This window comes from Luteimonas sp. KH_071, assembly GCF_057838005.1.
Genome location: NZ_CM174458.1, coordinates 3,368,041 through 3,385,556, shown reverse-complemented (window position 1 = coordinate 3,385,556; position 17,516 = coordinate 3,368,041). Strand labels below are relative to the sequence as shown.

At 69.1% G+C, this 17,516-nt stretch carries 15 protein-coding genes; 9 read left to right on the top strand and 6 right to left on the bottom strand.

The window, feature by feature from the left end:
* The first annotated feature begins 109 nt into the window (after positions 1 to 109).
* The 9 genes from AC3IRM_RS15570 (at position 110) to AC3IRM_RS15530 (ending at position 9,454) form a co-directional block, all read left to right on the top strand.
* The gene (locus AC3IRM_RS15570) at positions 110 to 1,474 is read left to right on the top strand and encodes a glutamate--cysteine ligase (protein WP_489203994.1); all 1,365 of its coding nucleotides are present in this window, start codon (positions 110 to 112) and stop codon (positions 1,472 to 1,474) included.
* Positions 1,475 to 1,521: 47 nt separating this feature from the next.
* A complete protein-coding gene (ppc, locus tag AC3IRM_RS15565; protein ID WP_489203993.1) occupies positions 1,522 to 4,245 on the top strand; it encodes a phosphoenolpyruvate carboxylase in 2,724 nt (907 codons plus the stop codon).
* Positions 4,246 to 4,318: 73 nt separating this feature from the next.
* Positions 4,319 to 4,864: an NUDIX domain-containing protein gene (locus tag AC3IRM_RS15560; protein WP_489203992.1), complete on the top strand. Its 546-nt coding sequence runs from the start codon at positions 4,319 to 4,321 to the stop codon at positions 4,862 to 4,864.
* A gap of 73 nt (positions 4,865 to 4,937) precedes the next feature.
* The gene (locus tag AC3IRM_RS15555; RefSeq protein WP_489203991.1) at positions 4,938 to 5,570 is read left to right on the top strand and encodes a glutathione S-transferase family protein; all 633 of its coding nucleotides are present in this window, start codon (positions 4,938 to 4,940) and stop codon (positions 5,568 to 5,570) included.
* A gap of 165 nt (positions 5,571 to 5,735) precedes the next feature.
* Positions 5,736 to 6,011, top strand: coding sequence for a formaldehyde-responsive transcriptional repressor FrmR (gene frmR, locus AC3IRM_RS15550; protein ID WP_489203990.1), 276 nt, complete (start codon positions 5,736 to 5,738; stop codon positions 6,009 to 6,011).
* Between the two features lie 22 nt (positions 6,012 to 6,033).
* Complete coding sequence (locus AC3IRM_RS15545; protein ID WP_489203989.1) at positions 6,034 to 7,143, top strand: S-(hydroxymethyl)glutathione dehydrogenase/class III alcohol dehydrogenase; 1,110 nt, start codon at positions 6,034 to 6,036, stop codon at positions 7,141 to 7,143.
* Positions 7,143 to 7,481, top strand: a complete 339-nt coding sequence (locus AC3IRM_RS15540; RefSeq protein ID WP_489203988.1) for a DUF3658 domain-containing protein — start codon at positions 7,143 to 7,145, stop codon at positions 7,479 to 7,481. The genes AC3IRM_RS15545 and AC3IRM_RS15540 overlap by 1 nt, the downstream gene beginning before the upstream one ends.
* 1 nt (position 7,482) lies before the next feature.
* On the top strand, positions 7,483 to 8,319 hold the full coding sequence (fghA, locus tag AC3IRM_RS15535; RefSeq protein ID WP_489203987.1) for an S-formylglutathione hydrolase: 837 nt from the start codon (positions 7,483 to 7,485) through the stop codon (positions 8,317 to 8,319).
* A 91-nt stretch (positions 8,320 to 8,410) separates the two neighbouring features.
* Positions 8,411 to 9,454, top strand: a complete 1,044-nt coding sequence (locus AC3IRM_RS15530) for a L,D-transpeptidase (protein WP_489203986.1) — start codon at positions 8,411 to 8,413, stop codon at positions 9,452 to 9,454.
* 10 nt (positions 9,455 to 9,464) lie between these two features.
* Here the strand turns inward: AC3IRM_RS15530 and AC3IRM_RS15525 are convergent, their stop codons facing one another.
* The 6 genes from AC3IRM_RS15525 to AC3IRM_RS15500 form a co-directional block, all read right to left on the bottom strand.
* Complete coding sequence (locus AC3IRM_RS15525; RefSeq protein ID WP_489203985.1) at positions 9,465 to 10,151, bottom strand: Dph6-related ATP pyrophosphatase; 687 nt, start codon at positions 10,149 to 10,151, stop codon at positions 9,465 to 9,467.
* A gap of 1 nt (position 10,152) precedes the next feature.
* Positions 10,153 to 10,494 (bottom strand): hypothetical protein, encoded by a 342-nt coding sequence (locus AC3IRM_RS15520; RefSeq protein WP_489203984.1) that lies wholly within the window; start codon positions 10,492 to 10,494, stop codon positions 10,153 to 10,155.
* A 407-nt stretch (positions 10,495 to 10,901) separates the two neighbouring features.
* A complete protein-coding gene (locus tag AC3IRM_RS15515) occupies positions 10,902 to 11,840 on the bottom strand; it encodes a DegV family protein (protein ID WP_489203983.1) in 939 nt (312 codons plus the stop codon).
* Positions 11,841 to 12,169: 329 nt separating this feature from the next.
* Positions 12,170 to 12,310, bottom strand: coding sequence for a hypothetical protein (locus AC3IRM_RS15510; protein ID WP_489203982.1), 141 nt, complete (start codon positions 12,308 to 12,310; stop codon positions 12,170 to 12,172).
* Positions 12,311 to 12,426: 116 nt separating this feature from the next.
* The gene (locus AC3IRM_RS15505) at positions 12,427 to 15,879 is read right to left on the bottom strand and encodes a hybrid sensor histidine kinase/response regulator (RefSeq protein WP_489203981.1); all 3,453 of its coding nucleotides are present in this window, start codon (positions 15,877 to 15,879) and stop codon (positions 12,427 to 12,429) included.
* Between the two features lie 85 nt (positions 15,880 to 15,964).
* Positions 15,965 to 17,470 carry a GGDEF domain-containing protein gene (locus AC3IRM_RS15500; RefSeq protein WP_489203980.1) on the bottom strand — a complete coding sequence of 502 codons (1,506 nt, stop codon included), beginning with the start codon at positions 17,468 to 17,470 and terminating at the stop codon, positions 15,965 to 15,967.
* Positions 17,471 to 17,516 lie beyond the last annotated feature (46 nt).

Genomic DNA, 17,516 nt, shown 5'->3' with positions numbered 1-17,516 from the left:
GCCACGGAACACAGCGGGCGCGCCGGCGTCGCTTTGGAGGAAGGGGCCAGCCGCTATAGTGCGCGGGCCGGCAAGCCGGCGCTTTCTTCCTTCGCCGCAGCGAGTGTCCGTGTCCAGTCCCAGCCACGTCAGCGAATCCCCCATCACCGACCGCAACACCCTGGTCGAGGTGCTGGCCTCGGGCGAGAAGCCGATCGGCGACTGGCGGATCGGCACCGAGCACGAGAAGTTCGGCTTCCGGCTCGACGATCTGCACGCGCCCACGTTCGAGGGCGACCGCGGCATCGAGGCGCTGCTGCGCGGGTTGACCCGCTTCGGCTGGGAGCCGGTCGACGAAGGCGGCCACACGATCGCCCTGCTCAAGGACGGGGCGTCGGTGACGCTGGAGCCGGCCGGCCAGCTGGAGCTGTCGGGCGCGCCGCTGGAAACCATCCACCAGACCTGCAGCGAAGTCGGCGCCCACCTGTTCGAGGTCAAGAGCGTCGCCGACGAACTGCGCCTGGGGTTCCTGGGCATGGGCTTCCAGCCCAAGTGGCGTCGCGACGAGATGCCGTGGATGCCCAAGGGCCGCTACCGGATCATGCGCGACTACATGCCCAAGGTCGGCGATCTCGGCCTCGACATGATGACCCGCACCTGCACGGTCCAGGTCAACCTCGACTACGCGACCGAAGCCGACATGGTGAAGAAGTTCCGCGTGTCGCTGGCGCTGCAGCCGGTCGCGACCGCGCTGTTCGCCGATTCGCCGTTCACCGAGGGCAAGCCCAACGGATACCTGAGCTACCGCTCGCACATCTGGACCGATACCGACGCCGACCGCACCGGCATGCTCGACTTCGTATTCGAGGACGGCTTCGGCTACGAGCGCTACGTCGACTACCTGCTCGACGTGCCGATGTACTTCTCCTACCGCGACGGCGTCTATCACGACGCCGCCGGCATGAGCTTCCGCGACTTCATGCGCGGCGAACTGCCTGTGCTGCCGGGCCAGTTGCCGAGCTTGCGCGACTGGAACGACCACATGACCACCGCCTTCCCCGAAGTGCGGCTGAAGAAGTATCTGGAAATGCGCGGCGCCGATGGCGGTCCCTGGAACCGGCTGTGCGCACTGCCCGCGTTCTGGACCGGGCTGCTGTACGACGATGCAGCCCTCGATGCCGCCTGGGATCTGGTGCGCGACTTCACGATGGTCGAGCGCAACGCGCTGCGCGACGACGTGCCGCGGCACGCGCTCAAGACTCCGTTCCGCGACGGCACCCTGCGCGACCTGGCGATCGAGGCATTGAAGATCGCGGCCGCCGGGCTGCAGCGCCGCGCCAGGCGCAATTCGAGCGGCCAGGACGAGCGGGTGTTTCTCGATGCGTTGATCGAGATCGTGGAGTCCGGCGAAACACCAGCCGAACGCAAGCTCGCGCTGTATCACGGGCCCTGGCAGGGCGATATCGACCGCGTGTTCCGCGAGTTCGCGTACTGACGCACGGCTTGCACGACAGTCACGCGGGGCTTGTGTAACGTGGTCGGATGAATGCCCACGACGAACACCCCACTTCCTTGCGCGAAGTCGGCTTTGCGAAGACCGACACCCTGCTCCGCGACGACGTCCGCCGCCTCGGCGCGATGGTCGGCGACATGCTGTCCGAGCAGGTCTCACCTGCCTTGCTCGACCAGGTGGAAGCCGTCCGCCGCGCGGCGATCGCACGGCGTGAAACCGGTGCGCCGGTCGACACGCTGGCCGATGGCCTGGCCGATGTGTCACTCGACGATGCCGACGCGCTGGTGCGCGCATTCGCGGCGTATTTCGGCGCGATCAATCTGGCCGAGCACGTGCACCGCATCCGCCGCCGTCGCGACTACCAGCGCACCGGCGATGCGCCGCAGCCAGGCGGGCTGGAATCGACACTGCACGAATTGAAGGCTGCCGGCGTCGACCTGCCGCAGCTCGAAGCGACGCTCGCGCGCCTGCACATCGAGCCGGTGTTCACCGCACATCCGACAGAAGCCGTGCGGCGGGTACTGCTGGAGAAGGAACGCACGATCGTCGAGCGCCTGATCGCCGACATCGACCGCGAGCGCACGCCGACCGAGCGCCGCGCCGACGATGCGCGCATCGTGCTGGCGCTGACCTCGGCGTGGCAGACCTCCGAATCCCCTGCGCGCAAGCCGACCGTCGCCGACGAGGTCGAGCACGTCGGCTATTACCTGTCGAACGTGCTGTATCGCGTGCTGCCGGTGTTCTACGAGGCGCTCGGGGATGCGATCGAGTCCGTCTATGGCGCGCGCCCGTCGCTGCCGCAGGTGCTGCGGTTCGGCACCTGGGTCGGTGGCGACATGGACGGCAATCCGAACGTCAACGCCGACACCATGCGCGCCGCTCTCGGCGCGCAGCGCAGCCAGGCACTGGCGCAGTACCGCCGCGACCTGCGCGGGCTCGGCAACGTGCTGACCCAGACCCTGGGCCGCGCGACGATCGACGATTCGATCAACGCCCGCGTCGACGACTACAGGCGCCGGCTTCCCGACGCCGACGCGGCGCTCAACCCGCGGCACGCCGACATGCCCTATCGGCGCCTGCTCGACCTGATGCAGCTGCGGTTGCGCCTGACCGATGCCGACCATCGCGCCGGCTACGCCGATGCTGATGCGTTTCTTGCCGACATCGAGCTGATGGAGACGAGCCTGCGCGGCAATCGCGGTGCGCACGCCGGCCTGTTCGCGCTCGATCGCCTGCTGTGGCGCGCGCGCACGTTCGGCTTCCATCTCGCCGCGCTCGACCTGCGCCAGGATTCGGCGGTGCACGACGATGTGCTCGGTCAGATCGACGGCAGCGACTGGGCCGGACTCGATGTCGACGCACGCGTCGAGCGTCTGCACGCGATGCTCGACGCACCGCCGAAAGCCAACGGGGCGCTGTCGCACGACAGCGTCGCCTCGACGCTCGGCGTGTTCGATGCGGTGACCGACCTGCGCCGCAGTCATGGCGCATCGGCGACGGGCCTGTACATCATTTCCATGGCGCGCAGCGCCGCCGATGCGCTCGCGGTACTGGCGCTGGCGCGCATTGCGGGCTGCATCGAAGACGGCCAGGTGCCGCTCGACGTGGCACCGCTGTTCGAGACCGTCGACGACCTGCAGGCCGCGCCGGCGGTGATGCGCGCGTTGTTCGACGACCCGCGTTATCGCGCGCATCTGGCTTCCCGTGGCGAACGCCAGACGGTGATGCTGGGCTATTCCGACAGCGCGAAGGACGGCGGTCTGCTGGCCTCGCGCTGGGCGCTGCAGCGCACCCAGGTCGAACTCACCGCGCTGGCCCGCGATGCGGGTGTGCGCATCGTGTTCTTCCACGGCCGCGGCGGCTCGGTGAGCCGCGGTGGCGGCAAGACCGGACGCGCGATCAATGCCGCCCCGCGCGGCTCCGTCGACGGCAGCCTGCGCGTGACCGAGCAGGGCGAGGTCATCCATCGCAAGTACGGCATCCGCGCGCTGGCGCTGCGCAATCTCGAGCAGTCGACTGCGGCCGTGCTGCAGGCGACGCTGCGTCCACGCGCGCCCGATCCGCGCGAGGACACTTGGCGCGCGATCGCGACGGATCTGGCCGACGTCTCGCGTGCGCATTACCGCGCGCTGGTGCACGAGCGCGCCGATTTCCCCGACTACTTCCGCGCGGCCACGCCGATCGACGTCATCGAGCGCCTGCAGATCGGCTCGCGTCCGTCGCGCCGGCGCGATGGCGGCATCTCCAACCTGCGTGCGATTCCGTGGGTGTTTGCGTGGGCGCAGAACCGTTCCGGGTTGACCGGCTGGTATGGACTCGGCACCGCGCTGCAGCACGGCATCCAGACCTACGGCCAACAGACGATGACCGAGCTGGCGCGCGACTGGCCGTTCTTCAGCGCCGCGCTCGACGACGTGGAAATGCTGCTGGCCAAGACCGATATCGCGATCTTCGAGCGCTACTCGCGTCTCGCCGGCGATGCGCACGACGCGTTCTTTCCCGGCATCCTCGACGAATGTCTGCGCACGCGCGATGCGATCCTGCTGCTGAAGGAACAGGACGTACTGCTGGCCGACGACTATCGCCTGCAGCTGTCGATCCGCCTGCGCAATCCCTATGTCGATCCGATCAGCCTGCTGCAGGTCGAACTGCTGCGTCGCTGGCGCGCGAGCGACCGCGAGGACGAGGCCTTGCTCAGCGCACTGGTCTCCACGGTCAACGGCATCGCGGCGGGCATCCAGAACACCGGCTGAGATCCGCGCGGATGCGGCTACCCGGGCGGCGGCGCCCGGGTCACACTGCGCGCCGTTCCGCCGGAGTCTGACGATGCGATTGATCACCGAACTGGTCCACCCCGCGCTTACCACGCGCGAGGGGCGCGTGCTGCGCCGCCATGCCGCGCGCGCCATCGTGCAGCGCGAGACGTCGATCCTGCTGCTGTACACCGAGCGCTACGACGATTTCAGCTTTCCAGGCGGCGGCATCGCCGACGGCGAAACACCTGTGGCGGCGCTGCATCGCGAACTGTCGGAGGAGACGGGCGCCACGCGTATCCGGATCCTGCGCGAGTACGGCATCGTCGAGGAGTACCGCCCCGACCGCTCCCCGGTCTACGACCTGATGCACATGACGTCCCATTTCTACGACTGTGCGATCGATGCGACGCTCGGCGATGTCCGGATGGAGCCCTACGAGCAGGCCAACGGCATGCGCCCGGTCTGGGTGAACCTGCAGGACGCGATTGCCCACAACCGGGCGGTGCTGCAGCGCGCGGATCCGCGTATGGGCCTGTCGATCCACCGCGAGACGTTCGTGCTCGAGCACGTCGCGGCCAATAGCGGCGCCACGCCCGCGACGCCCGCGTCCGGCTGAAACGGCACGTGGGGTCTGCCGCCGTCGCTGGCAGGCGTGCACACTCGCATCGTCTCCATCTACGGTGTGCGTCATGGCTTCTGACGATCTTGTGCTCTATACCAATCCGATGTCGCGCGGGCGCATCGCGCGCTGGATGCTCGAGGAAACCGGCCAGCCCTACCGCACCGAGGTGCTGGACTATGGCGACGCGATGAAGTCGACGGCGTTCCTGGCGCTCAATCCGATGGGCAAGGTGCCTGCCCTGGTGCATGGCGAGGCGGTGGTGACCGAGGCCGCCGCGATCTGCGCGTATCTGGCCCATGCCTTTCCCGAGGCGGACCTGCTGCCCGACGACGCACCACCGGCGCGCGCCGCATATTACCGTTGGCTGTTCTTCGCCGCGGGACCGGTGGAAGCCGCGGTGACGGCGAAATCGCTGGGCCTGCTGGCGCCGGCAGAGCGCGCGCAGATGGTCGGATATGGCAGCTTCGAGCAGACGGTCGATGCGCTGGAGCGCGCGGTCTCCGATGCGACGCCCTGGCTCACCGGGCCGCGCTTCACCGCGGCCGATGTCTACGTCGGCAGCCAGGTCGCCTGGGGACTGATGTTCAAGTCGCTCCCGGCGCGTCCGGCGTTCGTGGACTATGTCGAGCGGTTGCAGGCACGCCCGGCGTGGCAGCGCGCGAATGCGCTCGATGATGCGGCGATGCCGAAACGGGACTGAGCGTCCGGCGTGAGCGTGCCGTTGTCGCTGTGTGGGCAGCGCGACACCTCGCAGATACCGATGTCGTCTGGCAGAGGGCGCTGCACGGTGCGGGCAGCGCCCTGTCACGACCGCCTGCTCCAGGGCGCGTTATACTCCCCCAGAGTATAGCGCCGGACCCCTGCCATGCCGCATTCGCCCGAGGAAAAAAAGCGTGTCCTGCTGCGCGTGCGCCGCATGCGCGGGCAGCTCGATGCGCTCGAGCGTGCGCTGGAAGCCGGCGCCGAATGCGGTCCCGTGCTGCAACAGCTCGCCGCGTTGCGCGGCGCGGTCAACGGCCTGATGTCCGGCGTGCTCGAAAGCCACCTGCGCGAGGAACTCGGCCAGCCGAGCGACTCGCCCGAACACCGCCGCGCCAGCGTCGACGATGCCGTCGCGCTCGTGCGCACCTATCTCAAGTAACCATCGTTTCCCGGAGTTTCCTATGAAGTCACGTGCCGCCGTCGCGTTCGCCGCTGGCGAACCGCTGAAGATCGTCGAGATCGACGTCGCCCCGCCGCAGAAGGGCGAGGTGCTGGTGAAGATCACCCACACCGGCGTCTGCCATACCGATGCGTTCACGCTGTCTGGCGACGATCCGGAGGGCATCTTCCCGAGCGTGCTGGGCCACGAGGGCGCGGGCATCGTGGTCGAGGTCGGCGAAGGCGTGACCTCGCTCGCGCCCGGCGACCACGTCATCCCGCTGTACACGGCCGAATGCCGCGAGTGCAAGTTCTGCCTGTCGGGCAAGACCAACCTGTGCCAGAAGGTGCGCGCCACCCAGGGCAAGGGCCTGATGCCGGACGGCACCACGCGCTTCTCCTACAACGGCGAGCCGATCTACCACTACATGGGCTGCAGCACGTTCAGCGAATACACGGTGGTCAACGAGATCTCGCTGGCGAAGATCAACCCCGAGGCGAACCCGGAGCAGGTCTGCCTGCTCGGCTGCGGCGTCACCACCGGTATCGGCGCGGTGCACAACACGGCCAAGGTCAAGGCCGGTGACACGGTCGCGGTGTTCGGACTCGGCGGCATCGGCCTCGCGGTGATCCAGGGCGCGGTGCAGGCCGGCGCCAGCCGGATCCTCGCGATCGACACCAATGCCGGCAAGTTCGCACTCGCGACCTCGATGGGCGCGACCGACTGCATCAACCCGAAGGACCATGACAAGCCGATCCAGGAGGTCATCGTCGAGCTGACCGACGGCGGCGTCGACTTCTCGTTCGAGTGCATCGGCAACGTCAACGTGATGCGCGCCGCGCTCGAGTGCTGCCACAAGGGCTGGGGCGAGAGCGTCATCATCGGCGTCGCCGGCGCCGGCCAGGAGATCAGCACGCGTCCGTTCCAGCTGGTCACCGGGCGCGTCTGGCGCGGGTCGGCCTTCGGCGGGGTCAAGGGCCGCACCCAGTTGCCGGGCATGGTGGAGGACGCGATGGCGGGGCGTATCGATCTCGAACCCTTCGTCACCCACACGATGGGGCTGGACGACATCAACGAAGCCTTCGACCTGATGCATGCCGGCAAGTCGATCCGCACCGTGGTGCATTTCTGATGGCCGCCTTCATGGACAAGTCCGCACTCGAAGCCGCCGTCGCGCATCTCGATCTCGAAGAGGACGCACGCGACGCGATCGCGGCCCTCGACGACGGGGATCTGATGCAGATCGACCAGGCGATCCTCTCGGCGCTCGACCGCAGCTGGAAGAAGGCCGGCTTCATCGCCTCCGGCGTGATGATCGCCGCACCCGACGCCTACGAGGATCTGCCGGAAGTGGTCTACGTGCTGCGCATCCGCGCGCTCGCGCAGGCCGGACGCATCGAAGGCAAGGGCGATCCGGAGGTGCTCAAGACCTACGAGATCCGTCTCTCCGACGATCAGCAGGTCCATTGACATGACGCTCGCGCGCATCGAACACCGCACCTGCTTCGGCGGCTGGCAGGACGTCTACGAACACGCATCGACCACGCTCGGCTGCACGATGCGCTTCGCGGTCTACCTGCCGCCGCAGGCCGAGACCGCGAAGCTGCCGGTGCTGTACTGGCTGTCGGGCCTGACCTGCAACGAGCAGAACTTCATCACCAAGGCCGGCGCGCAGCGCTATGCGGCCGAGCACGGCGTGATCCTCGTCGCGCCCGACACCAGCCCGCGCGGCGACGACGTGCCCGATGCCGAGGGCTACGATCTCGGCAAGGGCGCCGGCTTCTACGTCGACGCGACGCAGCAGCCCTGGTCCACGCACTACCGCATGTACGACTACGTCGTGCACGAACTGCCGGCGCTGGTCGAGGCCGAACTGCCTGCGAATGGCGCGCGCGCGATCAGCGGTCATTCGATGGGCGGTCATGGCGCGCTGGTGATCGCGCTGAAGAATCCCGGCCGCTATCGCAGCGTGTCGGCGTTCTCGCCGATCGTCGCGCCCAGCCAGGTGCCGTGGGGCGAAAAGGCCTTCGGCGCATACCTCGGCGACGACTCCGCGGCATGGCGTGCCTTTGATGCGACCGCGCTGGTGGAACACGCGACCGAGCGCCTGCCGCTGCTGATCGACCAAGGCGATGCCGACGAGTTCCTCGATGGCCAGCTCAAGCCGCAGCTGCTGCAGGCGGCGTGCGAGGCGGCCGGCCACCCGATCGAGCTGCGCCTGCAGCCCGGTTACGACCACAGCTACTACTTCATCGCCAGCTTCATCGGCGCGCACATCGCGCATCACGCGAAGGCGCTGCGCGACTGACGGCCCGTCCAGGGATGCGGTGCGGGGTGCGTGTATCGGCCCCGCACGGCGTGCGTGCTAGCGTCGCCCCGACCTGTCCGGGAGATCGACCATGACGCTGCAAAGGATGCTGCTGCTGTGCTGTCTGGCCCTGTCAACGCTGCCCGGACTGGCGGCGACACCGCACTGGGGCGCGGATGCGTCCAGCGCGGTCGACACGCCGCCCGGCCAGTTGAAGCCCGGCGACTGGATCTGGGCGGGCGACGATCCCGCACTGGGGCCGATGGTGATGGTCGTCAGCCTCGACGAGCAGCGCGGTTACGTCTATCGCAACGGCCTGCGGATCGCGGTGACCACGGTCAGCACCGGCAAACCCGGGCATGCGACGCCGACCGGTGTGTTCACCATCCTGCAGAAGGATCGGGACCACCACTCGAGCACGTACAACAACGCCCCGATGCCGTTCCAGGAGCGGCTGACCTGGGACGGCGTCGCCCTGCATGCAGGCGGACTGCCGGGCTATCCGGAATCGCACGGCTGCGTGCACCTGCCGACCGAGTTCGCGCGTCGCCTGTTCGCCGCGACGACTTTGGGCATGACCGTGGTCATCGCCGAGGACGGTCATGCGTCCGCCGACGCCGTGCATCCGGGCCTGCTCGCGCCGGTCGATCCGACCAGCGGCGCTGCGGTCACGGTGCTGCCGCTCGACGATGGCCAGCCCTGGCGCTGGACCGGCGACGCCGCGGCGACCGGCGCGCTGTCGCTGGTGCTCAGCCGCAGCGACCAGCGGCTGATCGCACTCGGCGACGGACGCGAGGTCGGACGCGCGCGTGTCGTCGTGCCGACGCGAGACGCCGCGCGCGGCACCCACGTCTACGTGATGGGGACCGGCACACTGCCGGTGCACGTGGACGGCGTGCCGGACGGGCAGCTGCCGCAGTGGCAGGCGATCGCGGTACCCGGCCGTGAGGCCGACGCCGGCCAGGCGCTCGATCCCGCGCTGCTCGCCGGCGTGCAGGTGCCGCCCGGATTCGTCGAACGCGTGCTGCCGCGGTTGCGCGCGGGCACCGTGCTGGTGGCCACCGATGCGCATGTGCTGCCCGAGACCACCGGTCGCGGCCAGCGCGTGCTCGACGCACTGCCGCCCGAACGATGACCGGCGCCGCTCAGGCCCGCAGACGGAAGTCGGTGTAGGCGAATCGCGCGTCGCGCAGCACGGTCCCGCCCTGCGCGAGGTGCAGCGGCGCGGCGAACATCGGTCCGTCGTAGACGCAGGTATGGAATTCGCCGTGCTCACCGCAGGGATCGATCTGCGGGGGCAATGCCTCGAGCAGCACGCCGTCGAAAATGCAGCCGGCGAACCGTGCATCGAGCTGCGTGGTGTCGACGCAGCACAGCGCGGCGCACAGGCCCTGCGCCTGCATCTCGTGGGCGAGCGCGAGCGTGTCGCGGCCGAACAGCGGAAACACCGCCTCCCAGTCGAGCTTCGCGCACTGCGCCACGCGCCAGGCGCGGATGTCGTCCAGGAACAGATCGCCGAACGCGACCGTGCGCAGCGTGGGCCAGCGCGTGCGCGCCGTGGCCAGTGCTTCGGCAAAGACGGCTTCGTAGATCGTGTTGTCGGCGGCCTGCGGCATCCGCGCCTCGATCACCGGCAGGCCTGCGGCGCGCGCCTGTGCATGCAGCACCTCGACGCGGATGCCCTGCATCGAGATGCGCTCATACCCTTCGGTAATCGTCGTGACGAGGCCGACGACGTCGACATCGTCGCGCTGCCGCAGCACATGCAGTGCCCAGGCCGCGTCCTTGCCGCCGCTCCAGGACAGGAGCACCGGCGTGGGCGCGGTGGCCACGTCAGCCGGCGCGGACGTCGCGCAGCTCCCAGGCGCTGCCGGCCAGCAGCCGCAGACGGTGCTTGAGCACGGTGCTGGAGATCGCGGTGGTCACGACGAGGTCGACGCCGAGGTCGCGGTCTTCGCCGCTGACCTGCGCCGCCGGATCGGTGATGCCGAGCGCCGGATCCACCTCGTCCGGATCCGGCTGCTGGTCGCGCCAGCGGGCGAACAACGTGTCGCCACGCAGCGCGTCCTGCAGCTCGGCGGCGATGCCGGCTGCGCCCTGCGCACGGATGGCATATTCGCCCGAGGCGCGCGCCTGTTCGGGTTCTGGCAATCGGATCAGGTAGCGGGTGCTCATGCGACATCCATTCGGCGACAGGGGAAGGCCGTCAGCCTAGCAACCGGGCGCGTTAGAAATCCGTCATGTGGGGTGCGGGACGAGGTGCGCTCTGCCCGTCCGGGCAGGCGGGCGTCTTCGACACCGGCGTCATCGAAGACGTCGTTCCCGCGCAGGTGGGCATCCAGTGACGTTGCTGTCTGTCTCTACACCGGCGCTCAAACAGCCCCCCGCGCAATGGATGCAGTCCGGCCTGACGGCCGGGAACGTCCATGGATGACCGGCCATACGGTCGCTGGCGAAGCGATTCCCGCCTACGCGGGAATGACGGGCGCCTGCGCGGGAATGACGGGCAAAGGCCGCGACGCCACCGCGTTGTCCGATCCGCAGGACGATCCCGGTCGCGCCAGTCGCGCAGCTGTCCAGCGCTACGCGAACGCGTGCGGCGGCGCCGCGAAGCCGAGCGTCAGCGAACCGGCGCCCACGTTGACCATGCCGGTGAGGCTCATCACCGTCTCGAAGCGTTCGACATGGTGCTCCTCGCAGGCGGCGACCAGCGCGGCATAGCCGGGCAGGGCGCGCATCTGCTCGAGCTCGCCACCGTAGCTCAGGCACAGCGTCGGCGTGAGCAGGCCGGCACGTACGCGTTCGACGGCGAAGGCGAACAGTTTTTCGGCAGCCGGTTCGAAGCCGCGGATCTTGCCGACCGGGCCGGTATCGCCGCGATGGCAGTACAGCACCGGTTTGATGTCGAGCGCGCCGCCGATGAGGGCCGCGAGCAGACTGACGCTGCGGTCGCCGCGATGCTTGATGCGCGCGCGCAGGTAGCCGAGATCGCGCGGCACCATGTACGCGTAACTGCGTTCGGCCAGGAACTCCAAACGGCTGCGGATCTCCGGCGCGCTCGCGCCCGCATCGCGCAGGCGCACCGCCTCGACCGGCAGGATGCCCTGGCCGGCGAACACCTGCTGCGAATCGACGATGCGCAGCGCGAACGGCGTGGTGCGGCCGGCCTGCAGACGGATCGGCTTGTACTCGTTGAGGATCGCGAAGCTGGCGTGGGTGGCGTTGTCGTGGATCTGGCTGCGATTGCGCGTGACCGTCAGGCAGAACACGTGGTCGTAGTCGATGACCAGCTGCTCGAGGAACAGCGCCTTGATCTTGTCGGCGGGAAACGCCGCGGTTTCGGCGGTGTGGCGGCCGGTGACGTGGCTTTCGATGAAATCCAGCGTCGCGCGTTCGTCGCGCAGGTCGACGAATTGGGACTCGCCGATCTTCACCGTGACCGGCAGCAGATGGATGCCGTGAGCGGCCAACCAGTCGGGCGGCAGGTCGCAGGCCGAGTCGACGACGATTCCAATGCGCATGTGTGCTCCCCCTTATCGCGTGGCCGGCGTCCGTCTGTGCCGACGGGTCGCGGATCGGACGCGCGCGGCGCCCGCTCGCACTCTACGCGATCGGTGGCGTGGCCCGCATCTCGGCCCCGTGCGGCGCCGACGGGCAGCTGCGAGAGGCGCTGCATCTACGGCGTGTCGAGCAGGCACCGCAAGCGGTGCCGCTGCACGTACGTGCGGGGTGACACCACGTCGAGGTACCCGACTGCATGCATGGCACGCGCCGTTTGTGACGGTGCCGGTTCCAGTCCGTGTGTGCGCCTCGACCTCCCGGCAACCGGTGTCGCCGGTCTGCGATGCGCTTACTCCACGCCGCCACCGATACCGATCGCCACCATGTAGATGACGAGCGGCAGTACCACGATCGCCACCACGGCACCGAACAGGAACACGCGGCGGCGCCTGGTCATGGGCGGCTTGGGGGTCTTCTCGTTGGAACTCATGGCGGTATCCGGGCAGGGAGGAGCGTCCGATCCTAGGCCTCCACATGTGACGCGAACGGTGTGCCGGCATGCGCCGCGTGGCGTGCAGCCGTGCGGCGCAACGGCAACCGAGCCCGTCAGGCGCCTGCGCGTCGGTTCGCAGCCATGCGCTGGGCACCGAGGAAGGCGCGCATCGAGGCCGGCTTCACCGGCTTGGTCAGCACGCGATAGCCGCGGATGCGCGCGGTCTGCTTGAGCGTGTCGCTGCCGTCGGCGGTGAGCAGCGCGCCGGGGACATCGGGCGAGATGCCGCGCAGCGCATCCAGCGTGTCGAGCCCGTCGAGCCGGTCGTGCAGGTGGTAGTCGACCAGCATCACGTCGGGCGATTCGTCCATGCAGGCGATCGCTTCGTCGATGGTCTTCGCGCACAGCGGCTCCACGCCCCAGCGGCGCAGCAGGGCGCGCATGCCGGCGAGGATGTCGTCGTCGTTGTCGACGCACAGCACGCGCAGGCCCTGCAGGGATTCGTCGTGCAGCGGCGCGGGCGTCGCGGTGGGCGGCAATGTCGCCATGACGCTGCGCGGCACGGTGATCGAGAACATGCTGCCGCGGCCGACGCTGGAGCGCGCGTCGAGCGTGTGGCCCAACAGGCGCGAGATGCGCTGGCAGATCGACAGGCCCAGCCCCAGGCCGCGGCCGTCCCAGTCGAAGTTCTGCTCGTAGCGATGGAACTCGTCGTAGATCTGGCTCATATGGTGCTCGGGAATCCCCGGCCCCGTGTCCCAGACCTGCAGGGCGACCTGGTCGCCGCGGCGGCGCGCCGAGAGCACGATGCGTCCGGTGCGGGTATAGCGCAGCGCGTTGGCGAGGAAGTTCTGCAGCACGCGGCGCAGCAACCGGCGATCGCTGCGCACCGCGATCGGCAGCGCGTGCAGGCGGATGTCGAGCTTGCGTGCCTTGGCCATCGGCGCGTACTGGCCGGCGAGCTGGCGCATCAGTTCGGACACGTCGAGATCGACGATCTCGGGTTTCAGCGCGCCGGCATCGAGGCGCGAGACGTCGAGCAGACCGTCGAGCAGTTCCTCGGCCGCGCGCAGCGAGGTGTCGACGCGCTCGGCGAGATGTTTCTGTTCCGCGCCGTCCTGGGTTTCACGCAGCGCCGAGGTGAACAGGCGCGCGGCGTTGAGCGGCTGCAGCACGTCGTGGCTGACCGCGGTGAGGAAGCGCGAACGCGACTCCTGCGCGGCCTCGGCCTCGCGCGTGCGATCGGCGACGCGCTGCTCCAGCGTCTCGTTGATGTCGCGCAGTTCGCGTTCCACGCGCTTGTAGTCGGTGACATCGCTGTAGCTGGTCGCGTAGCCGCCGCCGGGCAACGGCTGACCGCGCAGCTCGATGACCTGGCCGTTGCCGAGCACGCGCTCGGACACGTGCGGCGAACCGGCGCGCATGTAGGCGATGCGCTTGTCGATCTCGGTATCGATGTCGATCACATCGCGCGGGCCGAGTTCGCCACGTTCGGCGTTGTAGCGGATCAGGTCGGCGACCGGGCGGCCGACGTAGAGCATGTTGTCGGGATAGCCGAACAGCCGCTGGTAGCTGCGGTTCCACGCGACCAGCCGCATCGTGCGGTCGACCACGCTCACGCCATGGTCGATGTTCTCCAGCGTCGACGACAGCACTTCGCGGTTGAAGCGCAACTCCTGGCCGGCCTCGTCGAGCATCGCGACGACCTCGTCGACCTCCATGCCCGAGCCCTTGAGCGCGCTGGTCATCAGCAGGCGCGCCGACGACGCACCCACCGCTGCCGCGAGCTGGCGCTCGGTGAACTGCAGCCAGGTGCGGTCGGCAGGCGCATTGAGCGCGAGCGGCTTGCCTTGCACCTGGGCGTGTTCGTCGAACGCCGCGCGCGCGGTGCGTTCGCCGACGATGCGCCCGGTCAATGTCAGCAGATCGGGAATGCCGACGGTGCCGCTCCAGTCCTCGGACGCGAACGTGCGGCGTTCGGCATAGGGATCGAGGAACGGCGCCGCGCGCAGGCGCTCGTCGAGGGTGGGGCGCCAGCGCGCCGACACCAGCAGCAGCGCGCCGACGTTGAGCAGCAGCGACCAGAACGTGCCGTGGGTCAGCGGATCCCAGCCGGCGAGGCCGAACAGCGCGTGCGGACGCAGCCAGTCGATGCCGAACGGGCCCGCCGTCAGCCATTGCGGATCGAGCCAGCCCGACTGGGTCAACGACGGCAGCAGCAGCGTGTAGGTCCACACGCCGAAGCCGATCAGCAGGCCGACCTCGACACCGCGCCGGCTCGCCCCGCGCCAGTACAGGCCACCGATCAGCGCAGGCGCGAACTGCGCGACCGCGACGAAGGCCATCAGGCCGAACGATGCGAGCGTGGTGTCGGTGCCGCTGACGCTGTAATAACCGTAAGCGATCGCCGCCAGGCAGACGATCGCGATCCGGCGGATCCACAGCACCGTGCGCGCGACGTTGCCGCCGTGACGCTCCGCATAGCCGCGGCGCAGCAGCAGCGGCATCACGAGATCGTTGCTGACCATCGTCGCCAGCGCGACCGAGGACACGATGACCATGCCGGTCGCCGCCGAGAAGCCGCCGATGTAGGCGAACAGCGCCAGCGAATCGGCGTTCATCGCCATCGGCAGCGCCAGCACGAAGCTGTCCGGCGCCACCGGCCCGTCGCGCCCGAACAGCGCGACACCCGCGCTGGCGATCGGCAGCACCATCACGCAGATGATCACCAGGTACCCACCGAACAGCCAGCGCGCACGGCGGATGTCGCGCACGTCGCCGCACTCGACGATCGCCACGTGGAACTGGCGCGGCAGGCAGATCAGGGCCGCGAATGCGAGCAGGCACTGCGCGACGAAACTGCTCGGCGGCGCATCCTTGACCAGCGCCTGCGTCGCCTCGACCAGCTTGAGGTCGTTGCTGTCGAACCACGCGATCGCGAACACGCCCACCGCGACCAGTGCGACCAGCTTGACCAGCGATTCCAGCGCAACCGCCAGCATCATGCCGGGGCGATGCTCGGTGGCGTCGACCTGGCGCGTGCCGAACAGGATCGCGAACAGCGCCATCAGCGCGGCGACGTAGAACGCCGGGTCGCCGAACGGGGTGACCGGATCGTCCGGCCCGCCGAGCACACCGAGACTGATCGCGACCGCCTTGTACTGCAGCGCCAGATACGGCACGGCGGCGACCAGCGCGATCACCGCGACCATCGCCGCCAGCCGCTGCGAGCGGCCGTAGCGCGAGGCGATGAAGTCGGCGATCGACACCGTGTTCTGCGACTGCGCGATCAATGCCAGCCGTTCGAGGATGCGCCAGCCGAACAGCAGCAGCAGTAGCGGCCCGAGATAGATCGGCAGATAGCCCAGCCCCTGCCGCGCGGCGCTGCCGACCGCGCCGTAGAACGTCCACGACGAGCAGTACACCGCCATGCCCAGGCTGTAGACCGCCGTGCGCAGCCAGGGCCGCTCCGGGGACAGCGGGCGCCGGTCGCCGTACCAGGCCACCGCGAACAGCAATGCGGCATAGCCCAGCGACACCAGCAGCAGTACCCAGCCCGGCAGCATGCGGTTCCCTTCGTTGCGGACGCCGGAGTGTAGCGGGTCGCGCGCACGGCACGATCCGACCGCCGCCGGACCGAAGCACGCCTGCCTAGGTCATGGCCGCCATGGTGCGATCCTTGCCTGCGCGCTTGGCCCGGTACATCGCCTGGTCGGCGCGCTTGAGCAGCGATTCGAAGGATTCGGAGGCGCGCCGCAGGGCGACACCAGCGCTGAACGAGACCGCGATCCGGGTCGTTTCGTAGACGAGCGGGCGGTGGGAGAGCACGCTGCGCAGCCGCACCATCGCGGCAACGGCGTGCGGCAGCGTCGTGGCCGGCATCAGGATCACGAACTCCTCGCCCCCGAAGCGCCCGATGACATCGTCGTCGCGCAGGGTCAAGCGCGTGATGTCGACGAAGTGGCGCAGCGCGGCATCCCCGCCGAGATGGCCATGGACCGCGTTGAGGCGACGGAAATCATCAAGGTCGACGAGCGTCATGCACAGCGGCCGGTCCAGGCGCGCGCGCGCGGCCTCGCGTGCGAAGGCCTCGTCGAAGCCCCGGCGGTTCAGGCAGCCGGTCAGTTCGTCCTCGCGGGCGAGTCCGGCGGCGTCGCTGAGTTTCTGCTCCATCTGGGCAAGACGTTGTTCGCTCTCCTCGAGCTCGCGCCGTGCTTCCACCAGGTCATCGCGCGCGCGGAGTGCACGGGCCTGGATGCGCCCGGTGTCCTCGAGCACGGTATCGAGCAGTCCGTTGAGCTCGGCGATGCTGCGCGCCTCGCGGATCCGGCTTGCATGGCCGGCCAGGCGGTCCTGGTACTCGCCTGTCTCCGCGGCCATGCCGTCGAGGTTCTCGACGAAGGTGCCCATCATCGTGCGCAACGCGGTGCGCGACTCTTCGATGCCGCTCTTGAGCAGCGTCTGCCGGTAGAGCATCTGACGCAGCTCGTTGCGCGCATCCTCGATCGCCGAGCGGCTCATCGGCCCTGAAAGCAGCCCGCGGATCTGGCCGATCTGGCCATGCAGCCAGCTCTTCTCGTCCAGCAGTTCGCCGATGTTTTCCAGCAGCAGATCGAACAGGCCGAGCAGCAGCGAGAAGTGCTCTTCGGCATCCTCGGCGTGCTCGTCGATGCGGGTGCACAGGTCGGTCAGCGTCCAGGAGAGCGTGCCGAGGTCCTGGCTTGGCGTCCACTTGCCCAATGCCTCCGCCAGCGCGGTCGCTTCATTGGCCAGCGCAGGTTCCTTGCGCAGCAACGCGACCAGCCCGCTGCCGACGGCATGCTGCAGCAGATCGCGCAGCCGCAGGAGCCGGGCATCGGACGGCGGCGGCGCTTCCAGCTCGACGGTGCGGATGTACTTGTCGATGAGCTGGCGCATGGCGCGCCCATAGGCCGGCCAGTCCTCCGCACGGCGGGCCGACTGCAGGTAGCGGCCGAGCCCACCGAGCTCGTCATGCAGACCGGCCACGCCGTCGGCGAAGGCCGACAGCAGTTGCAAGGGATCGTTCGCGCCGGAGAACAACGCCACCAGCGCCTCGGAATCGATCGCGCCCATGGCGCCGCCGCCCGGCGTGTCACGCACGCGCGCAGTGGCGTCTGGAACGGTCGGTGTGGGCATTGAGTTCCCAGAAGTGGGCGGCGGCGCGGGTGCGCCGCCTGCGCCC